This window comes from Acinetobacter sp. V110_1, from assembly GCF_031798975.1.
GTDB classification, from domain to species: domain Bacteria; phylum Pseudomonadota; class Gammaproteobacteria; order Pseudomonadales; family Moraxellaceae; genus Acinetobacter; species Acinetobacter nosocomialis_A.
In genome coordinates this window covers 57,501-79,213 of record NZ_JAVQNN010000030.1, presented here as the reverse complement: position 1 = coordinate 79,213, position 21,713 = coordinate 57,501, and the positions used below count along the sequence as shown (strand labels likewise).

Genomic DNA, 21,713 nt, shown 5'->3' with positions numbered 1-21,713 from the left:
CTCAGCAGAATGGCGCCGATTAATAAAAAATAAGAATATTTAAAGGAAGGTGTTCCTGTGCATTGCCTTTTCATGACGATATATAGTCCATTTAAAATCTAAAATGGCTAACATAGAAAAGTACAATGACAGTGGCGTGACCTGAATATTTCAATCCAGTGAAAAATATGAAAATTCTATTATTTCCACATTTCTCACAAGGTCAAAATTTATGTAAATTTAAGGCTTTAATTGAATATTTTGGAGTTCGCCATCAAAAGTATCAATCAGGCTTTTTATAACGGGTTGTTGCTGTAATAGTTCTGTCGCTCTATGGAAAGCTTTTTCTTTACGAATGCTTTGCATGACATAAGGTGTAGATGTATTAACTGCACCATACTCAACCGTAAATTGTGTATTCGGCCATTGCTCGTTTAATGCATCAATGAGGCCTTGCTGTAATTGGGTCAGCATATTTTCATATTCTTGAGGAATATGGAAAACCGTGTTACCACCAATTTCTCCAGTCATTACACCATGTTGAGCAAGTTCTTGAACGGCTGGGGAAAGCTGGCTGTTTCTAAACCAGTATTCCCATTTTTCAAGTGTCCACTCACTTTCCAAAACTTGAGCAGAAAGCTTCAAAATATCCTGAGGCATCAACTGCCCGTTATCAGTTGCGCTAGATTCTTCTACAGCTGTAGCAGTTTCAATAACCACTTCGGGTTGCACCAATTGTTGCTGCTCAATAATAGGTTCAGAAACTAAGTCATGAGTTAAAGGCGCATCCTGACCGAGGGAAAATTCAGCAGCGCTAGATTCTTCAAACAAACCTTGAGACTCAGCAATAAAAGCTGGTTCTGGTTCAATTTGTTTGGCTTGGGTTTCAGCTTGAACCTGTACTGACTTCTGTTCTGGTACTGGTATGAAATCTTCTTCTAGAACACTAACGGTCTCTTGAATAACTGCTGACTCAAGTCCAATCAGCTCATGATGATTTGGATCAAATACCATTAAATCCTGATTAGACTCAGGTTCAGGTTCAGGTTCAGGTTCAGGTTCAGGTTCAGGTTCAGGTTCAGGTTCAACCATAGCGGGTTGATTAATAACTTCAACCGGCTGAACAGTACTTACAGGTGGAATCTCTTGAACTGTTTGCTGAGCTTGTTGATTTAGCCCTACTACTGCTTGCTCATTTTGTTGAACAGGCTCTGATACTAAAATTTCATTTGGCGCTAAAGGACGGAATGCCAATAAGCGTAAAATACACATTTCAAAACCTTGCTCTTGCGTTACGGCAAGTTGCAAGTCTGAACGACCTTTACATGCGATTTGGTAATAAAGCTGCAAATCTTGAGCAGAAATTAGCTTAGACAGTTGCATGATTTTGCGATTGATTTCATCGCTATATTTCAAACTCAAATCAGGTAGATATTGCAAAATTGCCAATTCATGCAATGTTGAAATGAGCTGGTCAAGCACCAGTGAAACATCTAGCGCTTGATGTCTAAATTGCAATAAAAGCTGACTAACTTTCTCACGTTGGTTTTGATGAACCGCTAAAATCAAATCATAAATAATTGTACGGTCAATCAACCCAAGCATTTCTTTAACATCTTGATGATGTACAGCACCCTGTCCATAAGCAATCGCTTGGTCAGTTAAAGATAGTGCATCTCGCAGTGAACCTTGAGCAGATTCAGCAATTTGCCAAATTGCATCCTGATCAGCATTAATTTGCTCTTTTTCAAGAATAGCGCCAAGGTGCTTAGTAATTTCATCTACAGCTAAAGGTCGTAAAGTAAATTGCAAACAACGTGAAATGACCGTAATCGGTAGCTTTTGTGGGTCAGTCGTAGCAAACAGAAACTTAACGTGTTCTGGTGGTTCTTCTAGTGTTTTTAATAACGCATTAAAAGAATGCGTCGATAGCATATGTACTTCGTCAATCAGGTAAACTTTAAAACGACCTTGCGTTGGTGCATAAGGAACGTTGTCTAATAGTTCACGAGTATCTTCTACTTTTGTTCTTGAAGCAGCATCAATTTCGATTAAATCAATAAAACGGCCTTCATTTACCGCCTTACACGTTGCACAAACTTCACATGGTGTAGCAGTCACACCTGTTTCACAGTTCAAACACTTGGCTAAAATACGTGCAATTGTAGTTTTACCTACACCACGCGTTCCTGTAAATAAATAAGCATGGTGAAGACGACCGCGTTCCAATGCACTACTTAATGCACGAGAAACATGGTTTTGCCCCACTAACTCATTGAAATTACGTGGACGGTATTTTCTAGCAAGTACTTGATACATGTATGCTCCTTATTACAGGCATAAGCATACTTTGTTTTTAAAAGAGTGTGAACGCATAAAGCTCATATCCGTACAGATAAACTGCGAACCACTCTCTTTTTCAAAGCCAGAAGCTTTTATTTGCCTACGGATGATCATGATGTAGCTCTTGATCAGTTACACCTTCATCTATCGTTTGCACTAGCCCTACACCATCCTTAATTTCAGCCGAATAATTTCCTTTCTCGGTAAAAATTTGCATGACCGTATAGTGGTCTTTTTGACTTTGAGTAATAGTAAAGAAATTCTGATTTGGATCGCCCTGATCAAATTTTCCAGTCCACCGAACAATATCTTGGTCAACAGGTTCAATCTCTACTATTTTTCCTGTGCGATTAATGCCATATTCCAACATTTGAAACTTAACAGTGTCACCCACTTTTTTAAGTTCAATCATATTTGGATCATATTTAATGACCATACCTTTCGCATTTTTAAGCAGCGGAAAATTAATATTAGAAGGAAGCTGATCTTTTTCTATTTCATTAAAAACAATTTGTTGCCTAGACAACTTTTCCTTTTCTGATGAACTCAAATTCAGCATATTTTGACGAGAAAATTCATTCTGACGATCTGCCACTTTTGTCCCAGCCTCTTGCTGACTTTCTAAAGGCGATGTTAAAGCAGAAGAGCTTTGCTGTGAAAAAGCAAACCAGATTAAAACTGCTAACGCCACACAAGCGATAGCAGTTCCTATTAACAATTTATTTTTCTTCATTATTTACAGCTAAAATAGAGATTAGTTATATAGAGAAATTTTCTGCGCATTCAGGTTAATCACACTAACCGCATCAATTTTTCCTTCTTCACCTAAACGTACACCATATTTAGGGTTATACAGATACGGGCTAGAGTAAAAATTAATATTATTACCACCCATTGCGGTACTTCCTAACGGATGGGCAAAACCTGAACCAATATTGGTTGAACCATTATGGTACAGGCCAAGATTGTGCCCGACTTCATGACGCATAGCGGCAAAAGAACAACCTGCAATATCATTTGCACCAATCATGTTATATGCAGAAGCATTAATCCAAGCCCAGCCACAACCACCGTCACCAGGTTCATTACCTTGATAATAAACACCGTCTGCCAATACACGTTTACGCTCATTTTGTACCGTCGTGTCATCTCGTCCAGTAGAAATTGCTTCTTTTAAAGTGGCAGCAGGGATTTTATAAGTTAAATAGCCCACATCTCTTAAGTAAAAACGCGCATTTGAATTTTCAGCGGTTAAGTTTGTTAGATTTACGCCTTCAATCATTCTAAGTTTTGCAGCGCTCTCTCCTAAAATTGCATTTACTTCTGGACTAGAAACTAACAACATATCAATTGTATAACTATCTACTGTCCAGCCTTGAGCAGTGTAAATAAAACGGCGATTTTCACCATTTTTAATTGCTGTCGACAAACCATTAGCAGCATTAATATAGGTGTCTGCCGATGCATTCGACACAATAACCACCTTATCCCCGACTTGAGCTTGAGCGGGTAGCTGCAAAGTCGGCTGCCAATTTGATGTAGACAGTTTTACCTTTAAAGTGGGCTGAGTCATATTCGGTAAAGTTGCAGGGATTGTTGCCGTTGAATCAATCACCTTTGTTGGTGAAGAGATCAGCTGCCAATAGCCTTTATCACTTACATACATAAACTCATATTGATCGCCTGTTTTAAGCGTTAAAGTCGCTTGGCTATTAACATTGGTATTATTAATCTTTGCTGACCAAGTCGCTGTAGACTTGATAATAACTCTATCTCGATCACTTGCAGTGGTAGGCAAAGTGAAATTCGAGACCCAGTTCCCATCTCCAAATGCAATTTCGGTAAGTGGACTACTTACCGCGGCTAAAGATGTTCCGATTTGCTGAACATTTAGCTTCTGAGGTTTTATATATTCTGGAACCCATTTTCCTAAAGCAGAATAATATTTAAACCAATATTCCGAACCATTTTTTAATGTAAAACTGCTCGGGAAAAGTAAATTTGTTTTATCAATCTCTGAGCTTGCACTTGCTGTAGAAACAACTTGTACGGTTGTTCCGTCACGTACGTCACTTGGTAAAGCAATGGTTTGTGCCCATTTGTCATTTTGAATGAGTACTTTTTGCATTGATGCGGTTGTTAAAGGTACAACCTCATAGTTAGTACCATTGGTAGGACTAACCGTCGCTAACTGAGCAATCCATTTATTTTGACTGCTATTAAAGATGAATTGATAAACATCTCCGCTATTTATCTTCAACACTTCTAACGGAATATTCGTATTAGAAGTATCTAAATAACTACTATAGGCGGCACTAGAACGAATTGTAATTTTGTCCGAATTATTAGCACTTGCCGGTAAAGAGAGATTTTTGACCCAATTCCCATTTGCTAAAGAAAATTCTAAATCTGAATAACCAGATGGTATTGATCCACTATTATTATTCTGATTTGGTGAAAGTACAGTTGCGGCATACACAAGTGAAGACGCAACAATTACTCCAATAATAAGTGATGTTTTTAATTTAAAATTCACAGCGGCCTCTTTTATTTGTTTTTAGATTTTCGAATAGCAGGTTAACAAACCATTTTTTTACAGTCAATTTTCGATCAATCATTTTTTCATTAAATTTCAATTACATGAATATTGAATCATTTTGAAATAAAAACATGAAATTTATTAAAGAATGGGTTGTTTATGAGAATTAAATAACTAAATTTATTATAAAGAAAATATTAAAAAAGACATTTGAGGGTAAAAAGAAAGATAAATCTCTCTTTTTACCCTTTATTTTAGTTTACTTTCTCAGGAAAGCTAAACCAGACAAATACAGTTAAAAGGAAGAAACAAATAGCTGAAATAGTGAGTACCCAACTATGCGCATAGCTAAAAGCTTGCTGAGCAACTGCAATTAATTGCCCTCCCAAAGGGCTTTCAAGGTTAGAAGCTAATTGCATGGTTTCACCAATCGAGATACTCGCTTTTTCAATTAAGTTCGATGGAAGCTCTGCTGGTAAAATAATTGAGCGGCTATAAAACCAAGACAACATTAACCCAAAAATAGCGACGCCTAAACCAGCTCCAAGTTCATAGGCCATACCTTCAATTGCACCTGCTGCACTTGCTTTTTGTGGTGGAACAGATGACATAATCGCAGCAGTTGAAGCCAGTAAGGCAATCTCAATACTAAAGCCTAAAAAGACCATACACGTCCACGCTAAAAAGTGATCGGTCGAAAAGTTAAGCTGGGCAAGCCCCCATAGACTAAATCCACTTATTAAAATACCAACAGTAGATACAAGTCTAAGCCCCCACTTATTCAAGCAAATACCAGCTAATGGACCACCTAAACTAATTGCAATCATGAATGGAATAATAAACATGGCTGCCTGTAATGGAGAAAACCCATGCACAAACTGCAACTCTTGAGACAAGAGTAATTCAAAGCCAACCAAAGCAATCATGGAAACCACCGCCATCACAATGCTGGTAGAAATCACTGGATGTTTAAATAACTCCAGATCAATCATTGGCGTGGTCATTCTTTTTTGGCTTCGAATGAAGTGAATTAAAGTACTTATACCCACCACAAACATCACGACTGTAAGTACCGAGAAGTTGTACATCGCCGATTTGATTGAATAGATGAGGCTTAAAATGGCTACAACCAAAATTAAAGCTTGCCCTAAATTAATTGGCTGATCCGTTTTCTCTTGTTGTTTAGGAATGATCATCGCGATCATGACCAGAACCACTAAAATAATCGGGATATTGATGAGGAATACTGCTCCCCAATGGAAATGTTCCAGTACAAATCCACCAACTAATGGACCAAAAGCTGCTCCGCCGCCACCCACTGTAGACCAAAGACCAAGTGCAAAATTTCTCTGCTTTTCTTCGGTAAAAGCATTACGAATGCCTGATAAAGTGGCAGGAATAAGCATCGCTGCCCCTAGACCTAAAACAGCACGGGAAGCAATTAACGCGTAAGCTGTTGGAGAAAAAGCCGCAGCTAAGGAACCGACTCCAAAAATTGCAGTTCCAATAAATAATAATTTTTTAAAGCCAATACGATCACCCAGTGCACCCATCGGCAAAATCAAACCCGCCATAATCAGTGAATAAATATCAATGACCCATAAAAGCTGATTGGCAGTTAAATTCAATGCTGCACTTAAAGATGGTGTTGCAACATGCATCACCGTTGCATCAATCGTAACTGGTAAATATATAAGGACGATAATTGTCAGAATTAACCATTTTTTTTGCATAACGCTCTTCAATATCCAAAACTTGGACATGTGTTCAAATCATGGTTATTATATACACAATTGGACACTTGTCCAACTTTTAGTTTTAATGTAATTTGTGTCGAATTCTGTCAGGTGAAAGAAACATGGCCTATCTTAATCGCGATCAACGCAGAGAAATGATTCTGCAAGCTGCCATGCAAGTTGCTTTGGCTGAAGGTTTTACAGCCATGACGGTACGCCGAATCGCAACAGAAGCACAAACATCAACCGGACAAGTTCACCACCACTTTTCTTCGGCATCTCATTTAAAAGCTGAAGCTTTTCTAAAGCTAATGGAACAGCTTGATGAAATTGAACAAACCCTAAAAACGACTAGCCAATTTCAAAGGCTATTCATCTTATTAGGCGCAGAAAACATAGATAGACTTCAGCCCTACTTACGCTTATGGAATGAGGCTGAACTCTTAATTGAACAAGATGTTGAAATACGAAAGGCTTATAACCTTGCCATGCAGAATTGGCATCAAACAATTGTGCGAGCAATTGAATCTGGTAAAAAAGAAGGTGAATTTAAAAATATATCTAATTCAACAGACATAGCTTGGCGACTCATTGCTTTTGTGTGCGGATTAGAAGGTATTTATCAACTTGGTTTACACGGTTTAGCTGAAGAAGACTTCAAGCGTCATACCGAAGCAATTATTCGTCTAGAATTATTATAAATATTGAAGCTGGCATTAATTAAAATACCAGCTTTACAACACTAAAATTAGAACCAACCTTTACGGCCTTTTAAAATTTGGTCAGTGCAACGTAAGGCTTCTTGAGTCAGCCCCCACAAACGGTAATCACCCGTGATTGAACCAATTTGAAAATTATGAATATAGGCAAAACTCAGGTCGCGCTCAGGATCGCACCACGCCCCTGAACCATTGTAACCAATATGCCCAAAGCCATTTTTAGCGCGTTTACCCATGGTAATAATGCGGTGATATCCTAAACGCCAATTCATCGGAATTGGCATGACACGATCACGTGCATAACTTTGAATAGTACTGAGCTCTTTAAATATTTCTGGGCGAATAAGTTGCTGTCCATCCCATTCACCGTGATTTGCCAGCATCGCATAAATTTTAGCAAGACTATTTGCAGTAAACGTGCCGTTCGCCGCTGGAATGACTGCTTGTAACCCTTCATCACTAAAGAAACTAAAATGCTTCATTCCTTTTGGAATCATGGCATCCTGAAAATCTTGCGGGTCTTGTCCAGTCCACGTAATCATTTTTTCAGAGAGTGAACTCTTGCGTGCTTGAGGCTTTTTAGGTTTTTCAACTTGGGGAGCCGCTGGTTTTTCAGGTTTTGGTTGAATAATTAAACGTGCTACACGGTCTAGCTCACTTGCAGGTGTACCAAAATAAGCACCGTCTAACTGCAAAGGCTCAACGAGATATTTTTGCATGAGCTGATCTAAAGATTGACCAGTTGCTTTCTCAAGCACACCGCCTACCAGCCAGCCAAATGTTAAAGCTTGATAAGCATTGCCCTCTCCGGCAAGGAATCTAGGCTTAGTCGCTGCAATCACATTTAACATATGAGACCAGTCGAGCATTTCTCTTGCACTTTCGATAATATTTCGAACATCAAACATACCACTTTGATGACTTAGCACATGACGTAAAGTCATTTGCTCTTTACCATTTTGAGCAAATTCAGGCCAATAAGTCGCAATCGGTTTATCGTATTCTAAAAAACCTTCACTTACTAAAATATGCGCTAAGGTTGCAAGTACGCCTTTACCTGTAGAATAGCAAACTGCCAAAGTATCGGGTTGCCAAGCTTCAGTTTGTGATTTGAGACCTGTATAAATATCTACAACTTTCTGGCCTCTAAAATAAACCGCTAATGCAGCTCCACCTTGTCCAGTTCTAGCATCTTGAAGACGGCTGAACTGGTGAGCTAAATCAATAAAACGTTCATCTAAAATACCGTGATAGTTATGGGTATCGGCCAGTAAAATTTCTTTAATCACATGAAGTTCCTTGCATTTTTTGTTATTTTGCTCAAAAGCAGCCCAAACCTCTGTTCAGGCTGCTGATATTTTTATAATGCTTTTACTGTTCCTGCAACATGCGGTTTTTGTGATTTCGCATTACGAATCAAGAAATCAGTCTTTTTGTCTGTATTGGCAGTTAAAAACTCAACTTTTGACGGTAAGAACATTGGTAGCTTAAACCACACATCTGCTTCATAAGCATTAGGTAATTCAAGATTCGCTAGTGCTTTAGCTTTGCTCCACATACCATGCGCAATTGCTTGCTTAAAACCAAATGCTTTTGCAGTAATGGCATGAATATGAATTAAGTTAAAATCACCAGACACTTTCGCATAACGGCGGCCTGTGTTTTCTAAAATATCCCACTCTGCCTTTGGAACATAAGCTGGCGCTTGTTCTTCTTTGGCTTTCTCACCCACTCTTTTCTCGACTTTTTGACGAGATAAATAAGTCGTTAAGCCTTCCATCACCACTTCATTGCCAACTTTTGCCGTGGTAATAAAGTCAAACTGAACACCTTTATCATGCGGTTTTAATTCCCCAAATTTGCATGACAAGGTTAGTTTTTCAGTTACACCAATTGGTCTGGTTTGTTTAATCTGGTTACGAATATGAACTAAACCTAAAATTGGAAATGGAAATGCTTCTGCTGTCATCATGTGCATTTGCAAACTTTGAGAAAGCACAGCCAAATAAATTGCCGGTACAAAGCCATTATTTTGAAAGCCACATACTTCGTTATAAGCTTTGAGATGGCTCTGATCAATTTCAAGACGGTCTACCACATATTCAACTTGTGGCAAGATTTTTGGCCCCTGAGGCTTTTTAAAAATTAAGCCTTGTACTACTTTTGGATAAGCCAATGCCGCTTTTGGTAGTTGGCTAAAATGACGAGTATTCATACCTAACCTTTTATAATTTATAGATTCTTGAATAAAAAAGGGATGCACAAGCACCCCTATTTAGCTAAAAGTGCTTAAGCGCCCAACAAGCTTTGTCCACACACACGTACAACGTTACCGTTTACACCAGTAGACGCAGTTGATGCAAACCATGCAATTGTTTCTGCTACATCAACAGGTAAACCACCTTGTTGCATTGAATTCATACGGCGACCAGCTTCACGAATTGCAAATGGAATTGCCGCAGTCATTTGAGTCTCGATAAAGCCAGGTGCTACTGCGTTAATGGTAATACCATTTTTTAAGATAGGCGCAGTAAATTTCACTAGACCAATCACACCAGCTTTAGATGCAGCATAGTTGGTTTGACCAAGGTTACCCGCAATACCACTAATTGATGATACACAAACAATGCGGCCATTTGCATTTAGACCATCGTTTTCTAACAAGTAGTCATTTACACGTTCAGCAGCAGACAAGTTAATGTTAATTACCAAGTCCCAAAGCTCTGGCTTCATGTTTGCCAAAGTTTTGTCACGAGTAATACCTGCGTTATGAACGATAATATCTAAACCGCCTTGTTTAGCCGCAGCAGTTTTAATTTTTTCGCCTGCATCGGCAGCAGTAATGTCAATTGCCAATGTAGAACCACCAATGTCAGCAGCTACACGGTCAAGGTCAGCTTGTTGTTGTGGTACATCTAAACAAATAACATGAGCGCCATCACGCGCCAACACATGTGCAATTGCTTCACCAATACCACGGCTCGCACCAGTTACCAATGCAGTTTTACCAGCAAGTGGTTTTGCCCAATCAACATCAACTACATCTGCTTTAGATACACGAATTACTTGACCAGACACATAAGCTGAACGTGGAGAAAGCAAGAAACGTAAAGTTGATTCAAGGTTTGCAGCAGCACCTTCGTCTACATAAACAACTTGTGCAGTAATACCCTTTTTAAACTCTTTACCTACAGATTTGATAAAACCTTCAAGTGCACGCTGAGCAATCGCCTGTTTTACAGTTTTTGCAGTTTCAGGCGTTGTACCAATCACAATTACACGACCAGAAGTTGCAACTTGACGTGCAATCGGATTAAAGAATTTATAAAGTTCGTTTAACTGTTCTGAGTTTTGAATACCAGAAGCATCAAATACTACTGCTTTGAATTTTGATTCTTTGTCGCCTGCATTGAATGGGCGTAAATTTAAACCAACTTTTGCAGCTTCTTGCTGTAATGCAACATTATTCCCTACATAGCTGTCAGCATGAATATTGCTAAGTACTTGTGCAATCTCACCAGACAATACACTTGATGGCGCTGCGCCAACCAATACTGCACCATTCACTATTGGCTGAGCACTTTCAAAACGCTCTAATGCAACTGGTGATGGTAAACCCAGATTTTTAACAACGAATTTACCAATAGGAGATTGCGTAAATGCTTGGTATTGATCAGTCATGATTATTATCTCTCAAAGAAATGAATTTTCTACGACAGGCTTCATTATGTTATGAGATGGACAGAAACAATATGAAATCAGTCGTTCATTAGAGTTACTCCAAATCATACTTGAGTTCATCTTTGGATGTCTTGACCTGAATGCTATCTACAATGTCATTCTAGTCAATACAGGTCTATTTGAATTGTGTTAAGGTAGCTAGCAAGAATATCGTTATTATGCTTGGAAAAGCCTTATGAGCAAAACAACTCAAGAAAATCCAGCAGTCGAGAATTCTGCTCAGGAAAAAGTGTCAAATACATCAAAGTCGGCTTCTAACACGGCTAAGCGTAACAGCACTACTCCTAAAGCAGCAACTAATACACAAAAAACGACACGTACTCGTTCAACGACTGCACCTGCACGTAGCCCTCGTAGTAAGAGCGCTGCTTCAGCAACCCCGTCTACATCTTCAAATGTAGCTGCAGCACCAAAAGCAACAAAAACCAAACCTTCTGTTCAACAGGATAAAACCATGAGTCAAAACACTGTTCGCCGCGTTGCAATTATTGGTGGCAACCGTATTCCATTTGCACGTTCAAATACTGCTTATTTCAAAGCGTCTAATTCTGACATGCTGACAGCAGCATTGAATGGTTTGGTTGAACGCTTTAATTTACAAGGTAAGCGTATTGGTGAAGTTGTTGCGGGCGCTGTTTTAAAACACAGCCGTGATTTCAACATGACTCGTGAAGTTGTACTGAGCACAGATCTTGCTCCTGAAACTCCTGCTTATGACATTCAAATTGCATGTGGTACAGGTTTACAAGCAGCATTTGTCGTTGCCAACAAAATTGCACTTGGTCAAATCGACGTAGGTATTGCAGGTGGTGTAGATACAACTTCTGACGCGCCGATTGCTGTAGGTGATGGCTTACGTAAAGTTTTACTTGAGCTCAATGTTGCTAAAACGGGTAAAGACCGCCTTAAAGCTTTAACAAAAATTGATTTTAAAAAGCTTCTTGATGCACCAAGCAACGGTGAACCACGTACTGGCCTTTCAATGGGTGAGCACCAAGCAATTACTGCTTTAGAATGGGGTATCACTCGTGAAGCACAAGACGAGCTAGCTGCAAGCAGCCATCAAAAACTTGCTGCTGCTTATGAGCGTGGTTTCTTTGATGACTTAATGACTCCTTTCTTAGGTCTTAACCGTGACAACAACTTACGTGCAGACAGTACAGTTGAAAAACTTGCTAAGTTAAAACCAGTTTTCGGTAAAGGCGAAACTGCAACAATGACTGCAGGTAACTCAACTCCGTTAACTGACGGCGCTTCTGTTGTATTGCTCGCATCTGAAGAATGGGCAAAAGAAAACGGTCATGAAGTTTTAGCTTATCTTTCTTTCTCAGAAACAGCAGCTGTTGACTTCATTGGTAAGAACGGCCCTAAAGAAGGTTTGTTAATGGCTCCTGCTTATGCAGTACCTCGTATGCTTAAGCGCGCTAACATTAAACTTCAAGATTTCGATTTCTACGAAATCCATGAAGCATTTGCATCTCAAGTGTTATCTACATTGAAAGCTTGGGAAGACGAAAAATTCTGTAAAGAACGTCTTGGCTTAGATGCACCTTTAGGTTCAATTGACCGCTCTAAACTTAACGTAAATGGTTCATCTTTAGGTGCAGGTCACCCATTTGCTGCAACTGGTGGTCGTATCTTGGCTACTGCTGCGAAATTAATTAATGAAAAAGGTTCAGGCCGCGCATTAATCTCGATCTGTACAGCAGGTGGTGAAGGCGTTGTAGCAATCGTAGAGAAATAATTTTACGATTCACCTAAAAAAAAGCACCCTGATGGGTGCTTTTTTACTTTAACTAGTTAATTTTAATGAAGTGATGCAGCTTTAGCATTTGGGAAAAACTTATCTTCAATATGGTCATAGCACCACTGGAAAATAAAGGTATAAACCAAAATACATAAGGTTAAGCCAATATCTAAAATAAATGCATCAATCACTGTCATCTGCATCATATATGCAATCATTGGAACAGTCGCAATCAGCAAACCACCCTCAAAACCAATTGCATGTAAAATCCGCACAGGGATCGTTCTTTCCCAATTATATTTATGCTCTACTTTTTCGAAATAGTGGTTAAAAATCATATTCCAGAAAACTGAAACCACTGCCATAAACACACCAAGTGTTCCGGTCACTTCCATCGGCATGTCAAAAATAAAACTTAATGCAATCGCAATGATGACCAATAAAATTCCTTCATAACTGATTGCATGAATGAGTCTTCTCTTGGAAATCAACATTTTTAAATACTCAATAATTACTTGGATAATGTGCATTTTATTTTTATAATTTTGATTAATCCAATTAGGTTCTTTCAGTTTTTTTGACAGATGAATATTAATCAAGAACAATTGCTCATGTTTCAGGCCGTTATGGAAACAGGTTCATTTTCAGCAGCAGCACGGAAACTCGGTAAAGTTCCCTCTGCTGTAAGCATGTCTATTGCCAATTTAGAAATCGATTTGAACCTGACATTATTTGAACGTAAAGGCCGTGAACCTACCCCAACAGCTGAAGCACGAGTGCTATATGAAAAAACGGCGCAACTATTAATTGAAATGAATCAATGGAAACAGCACGCGCATGCATTAAGTACTGGACTGGAACCTAATCTTACTATTGTTGTAGTGTCTGAGCTGCTACATACCAATTGGACCGACTATGTTTGTCTATTAGAAAGCCGCTTCCCTGACCTACAAATTAATATTGTGTCTGCCCCTCAAGAGGATGCTCTTCACATGTTACTAGATGGCTCTGCCCAACTGGCCCTTATGTTTGAACGTGAACATTTAGACAATAGAGAGCAGTTTGTAGAACTCAAACGTGAAGCTTTAATTCCTGTTATTTCAAAAACCCATCCGCTCGCAAGCCAAGAGCATGTTTCTTATGAGCAGATTTTGGGTACGAGACAAATTGTGGTGGCAAGTCGAGATGAGACGTTAAAACCCGAATTATTATTTTCAAAACACTACTGGCGTACAGACAACCACCACTCCGCATGCCTAATGATTTTACGTAATTTGGGTTGGGGGGTACTGCCACAAGAAATGTTTAAAGAAAACCCCGAGTTAAACAACAAGCTAAAAGCATTAGATGTATTTGATTTTACACCGCGTTTTGAATATTACGTCGACTTAGTTTGGAGCCGTGAAAATGAACTTGGTGCTGCTGCCAGGTTTTTGATTGACTATATTCGCGATAAGCGAATGCAGCAGGTCCCTTAAAATAATTTCAATTTAGATGCACAACATAAACGTTTTTCTTTGAAACATAACAATTGATATATCGACAGTATGGATAGAGTTTGTGCTATAAAGAAAACATAAGATTTATTACTGAAGATGTTGAATATCAATGACTCATACAGCACTTGACCAATTAAAAACATTAACGACCGTTGTTGCTGACAGTAGCGACCTTGATGCCATTCGTAAATTTCGTCCCTTAGATGCTACAACGAATCCTTCATTAATTACGGCAGCGGCAGAACAACCAGAAAGTAAAGAGCTCATTGAAGATGCTTATTATCAAGCCAAAGAAGAAGGCTATAAAAGTGATGAGTTGATTGAAAGAACCATTGATATTTTAACCGTAAAATTTGGCGTAGAAATTTTAAAACTCATTGAAGGCCGTGTTTCGACCGAAGTTGACGCTGCCCTTTCATATGACACCGAAGCAACAATTAAAAAAGCGCATGAATTATGTGAACTTTACAAAGGTTATGGTATTGATCAGTCACGTATTTTGATTAAAATCGCGTCGACTTGGGAAGGTATTCAAGCTGCTAAGCTACTTGAAGCTGAAGGTATTGCCTGTAACCTCACGCTGCTTTTCGGTTTACACCAAGCACAAGCATGTGCAGATGCAAAAGTGACTTTAATCTCACCATTTGTCGGCCGTATTTTAGACTGGTACAAAAAGGCTGAAGGTGTAGACGCTTACCCAATCGAAAAAGACCCAGGTGTGGTTTCAGTTAAGAAAATCTACACTTACTACAAGCAGCAAAATATCCCAACTCAAGTGATGGGTGCGAGCTTCCGTAGTATTGATCAAGTGGTTGGACTTGCAGGATGTGATTTGCTAACGATTTCACCGGGGCTACTTACTCAGCTTGAGCAAGATACACGTACAGTTGATGCAGCTCTTGATGCGACTAAATCAAAACAAGCAGAGGCTATTGTTAGACCTGCTCAAGATGAACAAAGCTTTAAAGACGAACTTAATCATGACTTAATGGCATTCCAACTTTTACAAGGTGGTGTTGATGGCTTTATTAAAGCTCGTGACCAATTAAGTTTTTTATTACGTCAATCTTTTGGAATTGATGCAGAAATTAAACCTTAAAAAACTGCACTTTTCATACAAAATCACCGATTTTTGTTATTATGACAAAAATCGGTTTTTTTATTGGGTTTCTTGTGTTCGGCATAACAGATATAACAACATATATTATTGGTACATTCCTAATTGTGTTATTACCCGGACCCAATTCCCTTTATGTGATGTCAATTGCTTCACGCTACGGGATTAAAACCGGATATATGGGTGCACTTGGTATTTTTACTGGTGATCTTATTTTAATGCTCTGTACCGTACTGGGTGCTGCTTCTTTATTAAAAGCATTTCCTTGGGTTTTTATTATTCTTAAGCTCGTCGGTGCACTTTATCTGTCCTATTTAGGGTTTAAGCTTTTACAAGGCAGTATTCAACGCTGGAAACTGCGTAATCAACCACAACCAGAAATGGCTGATTTACCTACTTTAGATAAAATTCACCCTTATAAAACCGCCTTAAGTATTAGTTTACTTAACCCGAAAGCGATTTTATTTTTCTTATCTTTCTTTGTTCAGTTTATTAATCCAGATTACGCTTATCCAGCTTTAAGTTTTTTAATTTTAGCGGTTATTTTACAAATTATTAGCTTTAGCTATTTAACAGCACTTATTTTCTCTGGAATTAAGCTCTCGGCATTTTTTAAACAAAACCATAAAATTGCAGCAAGTAGTATTTTCTTGGTTGGAATTTTATTTTTTGGATTTGGTTTAAAGTTGGCAACTTCAACGATGTAATCTGCCTAGCCTATAAAGATGAACATCCTGAACTTTTAAAATGCCAGCATGCCATCTGTTTTAACTTCATTGAGTACAAAGAATGTCCTAACCTGCCTTACTCCTGGCAAGGCAATAATTTTCTCACTATGAAATCGGTTAAAAGCAGCCAAATCTTTAACACGAATTTTTAGAAAATAATCGACTTCTCCAGCAACTAGATAACATTCTAAAACATTCTCCAAACCACCTGATGCCTGTTCAAACGCTTGAAAGCTATCGGGTGTTGAACGGTCTAGTACCACACCCACTAATACAATTGTTTCACGCTGTACTGTAGCTGGATTAATTCGCGCACGAACATCCAAGATTGCCCCTATTTTAAAAAGACGCTGGGTATGATTCCAACAAGATGAGGTGCTTATACCTACAAGTTTTGCCAGTTCAGCGTTACTTAAGCGTCCATTTTCTTGTAAACAACGCATAATTTTCAGATCAAGCGGTGTTAAATTTTCAGTTTGTTCATCCATAAGAACAATATCCAGTATTCATTAATTTTTATGAAATGAATAATAGCATTTATAGCTTTTTAAAAAATATTATTTCATTTTTAAGATAAAAATAGAAAGCACCTTCTTAAAAAAAATTGTTAGATTTACCTAGCTGAAAATGTAGGCAGAAACAAATTAATTTTTCAGGGATTTAGAACATTTAGCCATGCAAAAGATTCTTCAAGATTTTTCTATTCCAGCTGTATTCGCGGGTTTCATTACCTTTCTTATTGGTATTAGTGTTTCGGCTATTTTAGTGATTCAGGCTGCCCAAGCTTTAGGTGCTTCACCTGAACAAATCACCTCATGGTTTTGGGCTTTAGGTTTGGGTCTTGGTTTATCAGGCCTTATTCTTTCTTGGAAATTTAAATATCCTGTAGCAACAGCTTGGTCTACTGCTGGTCTCGCTTTAATTATTGCAACTGGCGGTGGATATAGCATAAATGAAGCAATTGGTGCTTTTTTAGTTGTTGGTGTACTGACTGCAATTTTAGGTTTTTCAGGAATTTTTCAAAAAGCACTTTCATATATTCCTCAAAGCTTGACCAGTGCCATGCTTGCAGGGGTTTTACTCAAATTTGGTATTTCACTTTTCGCAAGTTTACAAAATGATTGGGTATTCGTTTTATCTTTGCTCGTCATTTATATCATTACAAAAAGATTATGGCCGCGTTATAGCATCGTGTTCACAGCACTTGCTGGTGTTGTGCTCTGTCCTGTGTTTTTAGACTTTCATATGCCTACACTTCACTGGTCTTTGGCTAGACCTGTTTGGATTAGTCCTGTCTTTAGCTGGTCGGCTCTTTTGGGCTTAGCGTTACCTCTTTTTGTGATTAGTATGGCTTCGCAGTATTTACCCGGTATTGCCATGATTAAGAGTTATGGCTATAAACCACATGTTAACCAACTCATTGGCTGGACTGGTTTAACCCAAGTTTTGCTTGCACCTTTTGGTTGTTATAGCGTCAATATTGCCGCGATTAGTGCGGCTGTATGCCTTGACGATCAGGTTCATCCTGACCCAAGCAAACGCTATATTGCTGGCATAAGCTCTGGTTTTTTCTATGCATTGATGGGACTATTTGCAGCAACACTGACAAGCTTGCTCATGTCTTTTCCTCATATTTTTATTGTAGCTTTAGCAGGTATTGCATTACTTGGTACAATTAGCCATAACATTGCGCTTGCATTTGGCCCTGTTGAAGACCGTGAGGCCGCATTATTTACCTTTTTATGTAGTGCTTCGGGTATCCAATTTTTCGGTATAGGTTCGGCATTTTGGGGTCTGATTGTCGGTATTATTGTATTTGTAGTTCTTAAGTTTAAGGCTAGAAAATAAGACCTAAAATAAAAACTTTGCGCTTAACCATTTAGAGCATTTCATAAACAGTTAAGTGCAAAGTCTTATTAAATTAATTAATTGCGTTTTTATCCCAAAAAGCTTGGCGTATTTGTGGCATTGCATTTAAGTGGTTAATAATATGCTGTGCTTCTTCTGTCTCAATTGAAGTCGCAATAAGCGTCACCTCTATCTCAACTTCTTTCTCTCCAAAAGGTGTCACATCAATGTCTTTAGCAGGATAATTGTGATGCTTCAACGTTAGGTTTAATTCATCCATAACCACTTTACTCTGACTGCGGTCACATATGATGTAAATGACATGCAAGACTTCTGTGTCATCGTCTAATGGACGGCGGTCAATGATATGAACAATCGGTCTCAATAGCGTATTGGCAGATAAAATAAAAGCTGTTGCCAGTATAGCTTCAATAATTAAATCGGAACCTGCCGCCGCTCCAACCGCAGCAGAACACCACAAAGTCGCTGCGGTATTTAAGCCATGGATATTACCTTCTTGACGCATAATCACACCTGCGCCCAAGAAACCAATCCCTGAAACCACATAAGCAATGACCCGAACAGCTCCATCTGCTCCAGTAAGATTTGTTGCAACATCCACAAAAATTGCAGCGCCTACAGCGACGAGTACATTGGTTCGAAGACCAGCAGTCCGTTGCCTATATTGACGTTCAAATCCAATTAATGCTCCTAAAACAAAAGCAACTGAGAGACTAATTAAAGTATCAAAAATATTGGATAAATCTGCATGTTGTAGAAATTGCAACTTCATCTTGCACCTATAGTTTTATTGCCAACCGTAACGGCGGATGTAGATTTTTTTTACCCATTGAGTAATACACATATAAGCAATTAAAATTAAAGGCAAATATAAGAAATAACTTAATGGTAAAGCTTGCAGTTTTAAGTAACTTGCCAAAGGCCCCATTGGTAAGAAAATACCAATACACATAATCACCACTGTCATGACCAATAATGGTGTTGCAGCACGACTTTGAATAAATGGAATCTTAGCCGTACGGATCATATGTACAATCAATGTTTGAGTGAGTAACCCCACAACGAACCAGCCAGACTGGAATAAAGTCTGATGTTCAGGCGTATTTGCCGAAAACACAAACCACATCAGACAAAACGTGATAATGTCAAAAATTGAGCTAATCGGTCCAAATACCACCATAAAACGGCCGACTTCTTCAGGTTGCCAACGCTGTGGTTTTGCAATTAACTCTTCATCAACGTTGTCAAAAGGAATGACAATTTGTGATACATCATAAAGTAAGTTTTGGATCAGTAAGTGAATAGGCAGCATTGGTAAAAATGGAATAAAAGCACTCGCAATTAATACCGAAAAAACATTACCGAAATTTGAACTTGCCGTCATTTTGATATATTTCAGCATATTGGCAAAAGTTCTACGGCCTTCAATTACACCTTTTTCAAGCACCATCAAGCTTTTTTCAAGCAAGATTAAATCTGCTGATTCTTTAGCAATATCTACTGCTGTATCTACTGAAATACCAATATCAGCAGCACGTATAGCCGCAGCATCATTAATACCGTCTCCTAAGAAACCAACCACGTGACCATTGGCTTTTAACTGCTCAACAATACGTTCTTTATGTACTGGACTTAGCTTCGCAAAAATATTGTATTGCTCTACTGCTCTTTTGAGCTGCTCATCAGTTAAAGTTTCAATTACACCACCCAAGAGAACTTGATCATAATTGAGACCAATTTCACGGCACACTTTTTGAGTTACAAACTCATTATCACCTGTAAGTACTTTTACGGTTACACCATGAGCATGCAAACTTTGCACTGCTTCTCGAGCAGACTCTTTAGGTGGATCAAGAAATGCAACATAACCAATTAAGATGAGATCACTTTCATCAACAACCGAATAATTTTCCTGATTATTATCAAACTCACGATATGCTACAACAACGACACGTAAGCCATCGCGGTTATAACGTTGAGTTAATGCTTCAATTGCAACTTCACGTTGTTCTGTTAAAGGTTCTACTTTGCCATTTACTTCAACATAACGGCAAACTTTTAACATTTCCTCAACCGCGCCTTTAGTAATCATACGTACTTTTTCTTGGGGCGTTTGTACCACAACTGACATACGGCGGCGATCGAAATCAAAAGGCACTTCATCTAACTTCTTATAACGTAACTTTTGAGTTTTGATCTGATCATCTACAGCTTCTAACACAGCCACATCAAGCAAATTTTTCAAACCAGTTTGATAATAACTGTTTAAAAATGCCTGCATGAGCACAAAGTCTGATTTTTCACCATTTACATCAATATGTTGGGATAAAAAGATTTTGTCTTGAGTTAGCGTTCCAGTTTTATCGGTACACAGAACATCCATTGCACCAAAGTTTTGGATCGCATCTAAACGCTTAACAATCACTTTCTTTTTAGATAAGAAAACCGCACCCTTTGCTAAAGTTGAAGTCACAATCATCGGTAACATTTCAGGCGTGAGACCAACAGCAACCGATAATGCGAATAAAAATGCCTCTGTCCAATCACCTTTGGTAAAGCCATTAATGAACAGTACAACAGGTGCCATGACCAACATAAAGCGAATGAGCAACCAACTTACTTTGTTGACACCCATTTGGAATGCCGTTGTGCTTCGATCAGTAGCTGTAACTCGGTGAGCAAGCGCGCCGAAATATGTTTGAATACCCGTACTTAAAACAACAGCTTGAGCTGAACCAGAAACAATATTGGTCCCCATAAATACAATATTATCTAGCTCTAAAGCACTCGTTTCTTCGAGATTTTTCTGCAAAGGAAATTTCTCGACAGGCATTGATTCACCAGTCATTGCAGCTTGAGAAACAAACAAATCTTTTGCATTTAAAATTCTGCAATCAGCAGGAATCATGTCGCCTGCAGACAATAAAATCACATCACCTGGCACCAAATATTGAATTGGCATTTCAAATTGATGGTTGGTTTGATTCTTAACATCAATACCATAGCGCTCATGCATAAGCGCTAAATCTTCTGCACTGACTTGATGACGAAGTACCGTAGCAGTATTGCTCACCATTGCCTTTAAAGCATCCGCAGCTTGATTTGATTTTGCTTCTTGCCAATAACGAAGTAACGTCGAGAGAATAACCATCACACTAATGATGGTTGAGCCAGTTAAGTCATCGGTAAAAAAAGCAATTAGTGCCAAAAGGCTAAGCAAAATATTGAATGGATTGCGGTAGCAATACCAAAGATGTTGCCACCAAGTTAATGGTTTCTCATGAGTAATCTCATTAAGCCCCACTGCCATTTGCTGGGTATGTGCTTGCTCTTCTGTAAGCCCTGTGAAGTGAGTATCGAATTGTTTTAATAAGTCACCTGTTTGGGCTCTTGATGCATCGAGCAAACGCATAGATAAATTTTTGCTAATTTCTTGAGCATAGCTTGATTGATGTAGCTCTTTAAAAGATCGATTACGACCAAAAAAACGCATCAAATGAAATCTTTGTAAAAATGCTGTGAAGAGTCGTTGCCAGAATTTCATCACGAAATCCTCCATTTTTTAGGCGTACAAAGCTCTCGACCTTATTGAGAAATAAAGTCTATAAAAATTTAAAATTTAGAAAGGAATAGGAGATCGTAGACTTACGATGAAGAAGAGAAAATTAGCCCAAAGCCAAACCAACGCTGACGAAA

General features: G+C 38.6%; 17 protein-coding genes. 6 read left to right on the top strand and 11 right to left on the bottom strand.

The window, feature by feature from the left end; genetic code table 11:
- Positions 1-219 precede the first annotated feature (219 nt).
- The 4 genes from RMA95_RS11265 to amvA all read right to left on the bottom strand — a co-directional run bounded on the left by RMA95_RS11265 (position 220) and on the right by amvA (position 6,594).
- Positions 220-2,298, bottom strand: coding sequence for a DNA polymerase III subunit gamma/tau (locus RMA95_RS11265; protein WP_311070632.1), 2,079 nt, complete (start codon positions 2,296-2,298; stop codon positions 220-222).
- A gap of 124 nt (positions 2,299-2,422) precedes the next feature.
- Positions 2,423-3,055: a metalloprotease secretion chaperone CpaB gene (gene cpaB / locus RMA95_RS11260; RefSeq protein ID WP_227063222.1), complete on the bottom strand. Its 633-nt coding sequence runs from the start codon at positions 3,053-3,055 to the stop codon at positions 2,423-2,425.
- Between the two features lie 21 nt (positions 3,056-3,076).
- Complete coding sequence (gene cpaA, locus RMA95_RS11255) at positions 3,077-4,858, bottom strand: metalloendopeptidase CpaA (RefSeq protein WP_311070629.1); 1,782 nt, start codon at positions 4,856-4,858, stop codon at positions 3,077-3,079.
- Between the two features lie 257 nt (positions 4,859-5,115).
- Positions 5,116-6,594: a multidrug efflux MFS transporter AmvA gene (gene amvA, locus RMA95_RS11250; RefSeq protein WP_311070626.1), complete on the bottom strand. Its 1,479-nt coding sequence runs from the start codon at positions 6,592-6,594 to the stop codon at positions 5,116-5,118.
- Between the two features lie 125 nt (positions 6,595-6,719).
- Here amvA and RMA95_RS11245 point away from each other — a divergent pair, with 125 nt between their 5' ends.
- The gene (locus tag RMA95_RS11245; RefSeq protein ID WP_275067874.1) at positions 6,720-7,298 is read left to right on the top strand and encodes a TetR family transcriptional regulator; all 579 of its coding nucleotides are present in this window, start codon (positions 6,720-6,722) and stop codon (positions 7,296-7,298) included.
- Between the two features lie 47 nt (positions 7,299-7,345).
- Here the strand turns inward: RMA95_RS11245 and RMA95_RS11240 are convergent, their stop codons facing one another.
- The 3 genes from RMA95_RS11240 to RMA95_RS11230 all read right to left on the bottom strand — a co-directional run bounded on the left by RMA95_RS11240 (position 7,346) and on the right by RMA95_RS11230 (position 10,997).
- Positions 7,346-8,605, bottom strand: coding sequence for a serine hydrolase domain-containing protein (locus tag RMA95_RS11240; RefSeq protein WP_311070623.1), 1,260 nt, complete (start codon positions 8,603-8,605; stop codon positions 7,346-7,348).
- Between the two features lie 71 nt (positions 8,606-8,676).
- Positions 8,677-9,531, bottom strand: a complete 855-nt coding sequence (locus RMA95_RS11235; RefSeq protein ID WP_004701066.1) for a MaoC/PaaZ C-terminal domain-containing protein — start codon at positions 9,529-9,531, stop codon at positions 8,677-8,679.
- 74 nt (positions 9,532-9,605) lie between these two features.
- Positions 9,606-10,997 carry a 3-oxoacyl-ACP reductase gene (locus RMA95_RS11230; RefSeq protein WP_004701064.1) on the bottom strand — a complete coding sequence of 464 codons (1,392 nt, stop codon included), beginning with the start codon at positions 10,995-10,997 and terminating at the stop codon, positions 9,606-9,608.
- A 235-nt stretch (positions 10,998-11,232) separates the two neighbouring features.
- Between RMA95_RS11230 and RMA95_RS11225 the strand changes: the two genes are divergently transcribed.
- Complete coding sequence (locus RMA95_RS11225) at positions 11,233-12,801, top strand: acetyl-CoA C-acetyltransferase (RefSeq protein WP_311070620.1); 1,569 nt, start codon at positions 11,233-11,235, stop codon at positions 12,799-12,801.
- 62 nt (positions 12,802-12,863) lie between these two features.
- On the opposite strand, the gene aceI is transcribed toward RMA95_RS11225, so the two are convergent.
- Positions 12,864-13,298, bottom strand: coding sequence for a chlorhexidine efflux PACE transporter AceI (gene aceI, locus RMA95_RS11220; RefSeq protein WP_004701059.1), 435 nt, complete (start codon positions 13,296-13,298; stop codon positions 12,864-12,866).
- A 90-nt stretch (positions 13,299-13,388) separates the two neighbouring features.
- On the opposite strand from aceI, the gene RMA95_RS11215 reads away from it, so the two are divergent.
- From RMA95_RS11215 to leuE, 3 genes are all read left to right on the top strand, one after another.
- On the top strand, positions 13,389-14,282 hold the full coding sequence (locus RMA95_RS11215; protein ID WP_311070617.1) for a LysR family transcriptional regulator: 894 nt from the start codon (positions 13,389-13,391) through the stop codon (positions 14,280-14,282).
- 130 nt (positions 14,283-14,412) lie between these two features.
- On the top strand, positions 14,413-15,402 hold the full coding sequence (gene tal / locus RMA95_RS11210; RefSeq protein ID WP_311070615.1) for a transaldolase: 990 nt from the start codon (positions 14,413-14,415) through the stop codon (positions 15,400-15,402).
- 74 nt (positions 15,403-15,476) lie between these two features.
- Positions 15,477-16,127 (top strand): leucine efflux protein LeuE, encoded by a 651-nt coding sequence (leuE, locus tag RMA95_RS11205; RefSeq protein ID WP_004701054.1) that lies wholly within the window; start codon positions 15,477-15,479, stop codon positions 16,125-16,127.
- Between the two features lie 35 nt (positions 16,128-16,162).
- Here the strand turns inward: leuE and RMA95_RS11200 are convergent, their stop codons facing one another.
- Positions 16,163-16,636, bottom strand: coding sequence for an Lrp/AsnC family transcriptional regulator (locus tag RMA95_RS11200; protein ID WP_311070612.1), 474 nt, complete (start codon positions 16,634-16,636; stop codon positions 16,163-16,165).
- Between the two features lie 187 nt (positions 16,637-16,823).
- Between RMA95_RS11200 and RMA95_RS11195 the strand changes: the two genes are divergently transcribed.
- A complete protein-coding gene (locus tag RMA95_RS11195) occupies positions 16,824-17,996 on the top strand; it encodes a benzoate/H(+) symporter BenE family transporter (RefSeq protein ID WP_019458671.1) in 1,173 nt (390 codons plus the stop codon).
- Between the two features lie 73 nt (positions 17,997-18,069).
- Here RMA95_RS11195 and RMA95_RS11190 read toward each other — a convergent pair whose 3' ends face one another.
- Positions 18,070-18,789 (bottom strand): MgtC/SapB family protein, encoded by a 720-nt coding sequence (locus RMA95_RS11190; protein WP_311070609.1) that lies wholly within the window; start codon positions 18,787-18,789, stop codon positions 18,070-18,072.
- 15 nt (positions 18,790-18,804) lie between these two features.
- Entirely contained in the window at positions 18,805-21,561 is a 2,757-nt protein-coding gene (mgtA, locus tag RMA95_RS11185) for a magnesium-translocating P-type ATPase (RefSeq protein ID WP_311072257.1), read from the bottom strand.
- Positions 21,562-21,713 lie beyond the last annotated feature (152 nt).

Bases quoted from the DNA above. Each gene is read 5' to 3' on its own strand.
- RMA95_RS11235 (WP_004701066.1), bottom strand. From the start codon at position 9,531: ATGAATACTCGTCATTTTAGCCAACTACCAAAAGCGGCATTGGCTTAT.
- RMA95_RS11265 (WP_311070632.1), bottom strand. From the start codon at position 2,298: ATGTATCAAGTACTTGCTAGAAAATACCGTCCACGTAATTTCAATGAG.
- mgtA (WP_311072257.1), bottom strand. From the start codon at position 21,561: ATGAAATTCTGGCAACGACTCTTCACAGCATTTTTACAAAGATTTCAT.
- aceI (WP_004701059.1), bottom strand. From the start codon at position 13,298: ATGTTGATTTCCAAGAGAAGACTCATTCATGCAATCAGTTATGAAGGA.
- RMA95_RS11245 (WP_275067874.1), top strand. From the start codon at position 6,720: ATGGCCTATCTTAATCGCGATCAACGCAGAGAAATGATTCTGCAAGCT.
- RMA95_RS11225 (WP_311070620.1), top strand. From the start codon at position 11,233: ATGAGCAAAACAACTCAAGAAAATCCAGCAGTCGAGAATTCTGCTCAG.
- RMA95_RS11215 (WP_311070617.1), top strand. From the start codon at position 13,389: ATGAATATTAATCAAGAACAATTGCTCATGTTTCAGGCCGTTATGGAA.
- RMA95_RS11195 (WP_019458671.1), top strand. From the start codon at position 16,824: ATGCAAAAGATTCTTCAAGATTTTTCTATTCCAGCTGTATTCGCGGGT.
- RMA95_RS11230 (WP_004701064.1), bottom strand. From the start codon at position 10,997: ATGACTGATCAATACCAAGCATTTACGCAATCTCCTATTGGTAAATTC.
- RMA95_RS11190 (WP_311070609.1), bottom strand. From the start codon at position 18,789: ATGAAGTTGCAATTTCTACAACATGCAGATTTATCCAATATTTTTGAT.
- amvA (WP_311070626.1), bottom strand. From the start codon at position 6,594: ATGCAAAAAAAATGGTTAATTCTGACAATTATCGTCCTTATATATTTA.
- tal (WP_311070615.1), top strand. From the start codon at position 14,413: ATGACTCATACAGCACTTGACCAATTAAAAACATTAACGACCGTTGTT.
- RMA95_RS11200 (WP_311070612.1), bottom strand. From the start codon at position 16,636: ATGGATGAACAAACTGAAAATTTAACACCGCTTGATCTGAAAATTATG.
- cpaB (WP_227063222.1), bottom strand. From the start codon at position 3,055: ATGAAGAAAAATAAATTGTTAATAGGAACTGCTATCGCTTGTGTGGCG.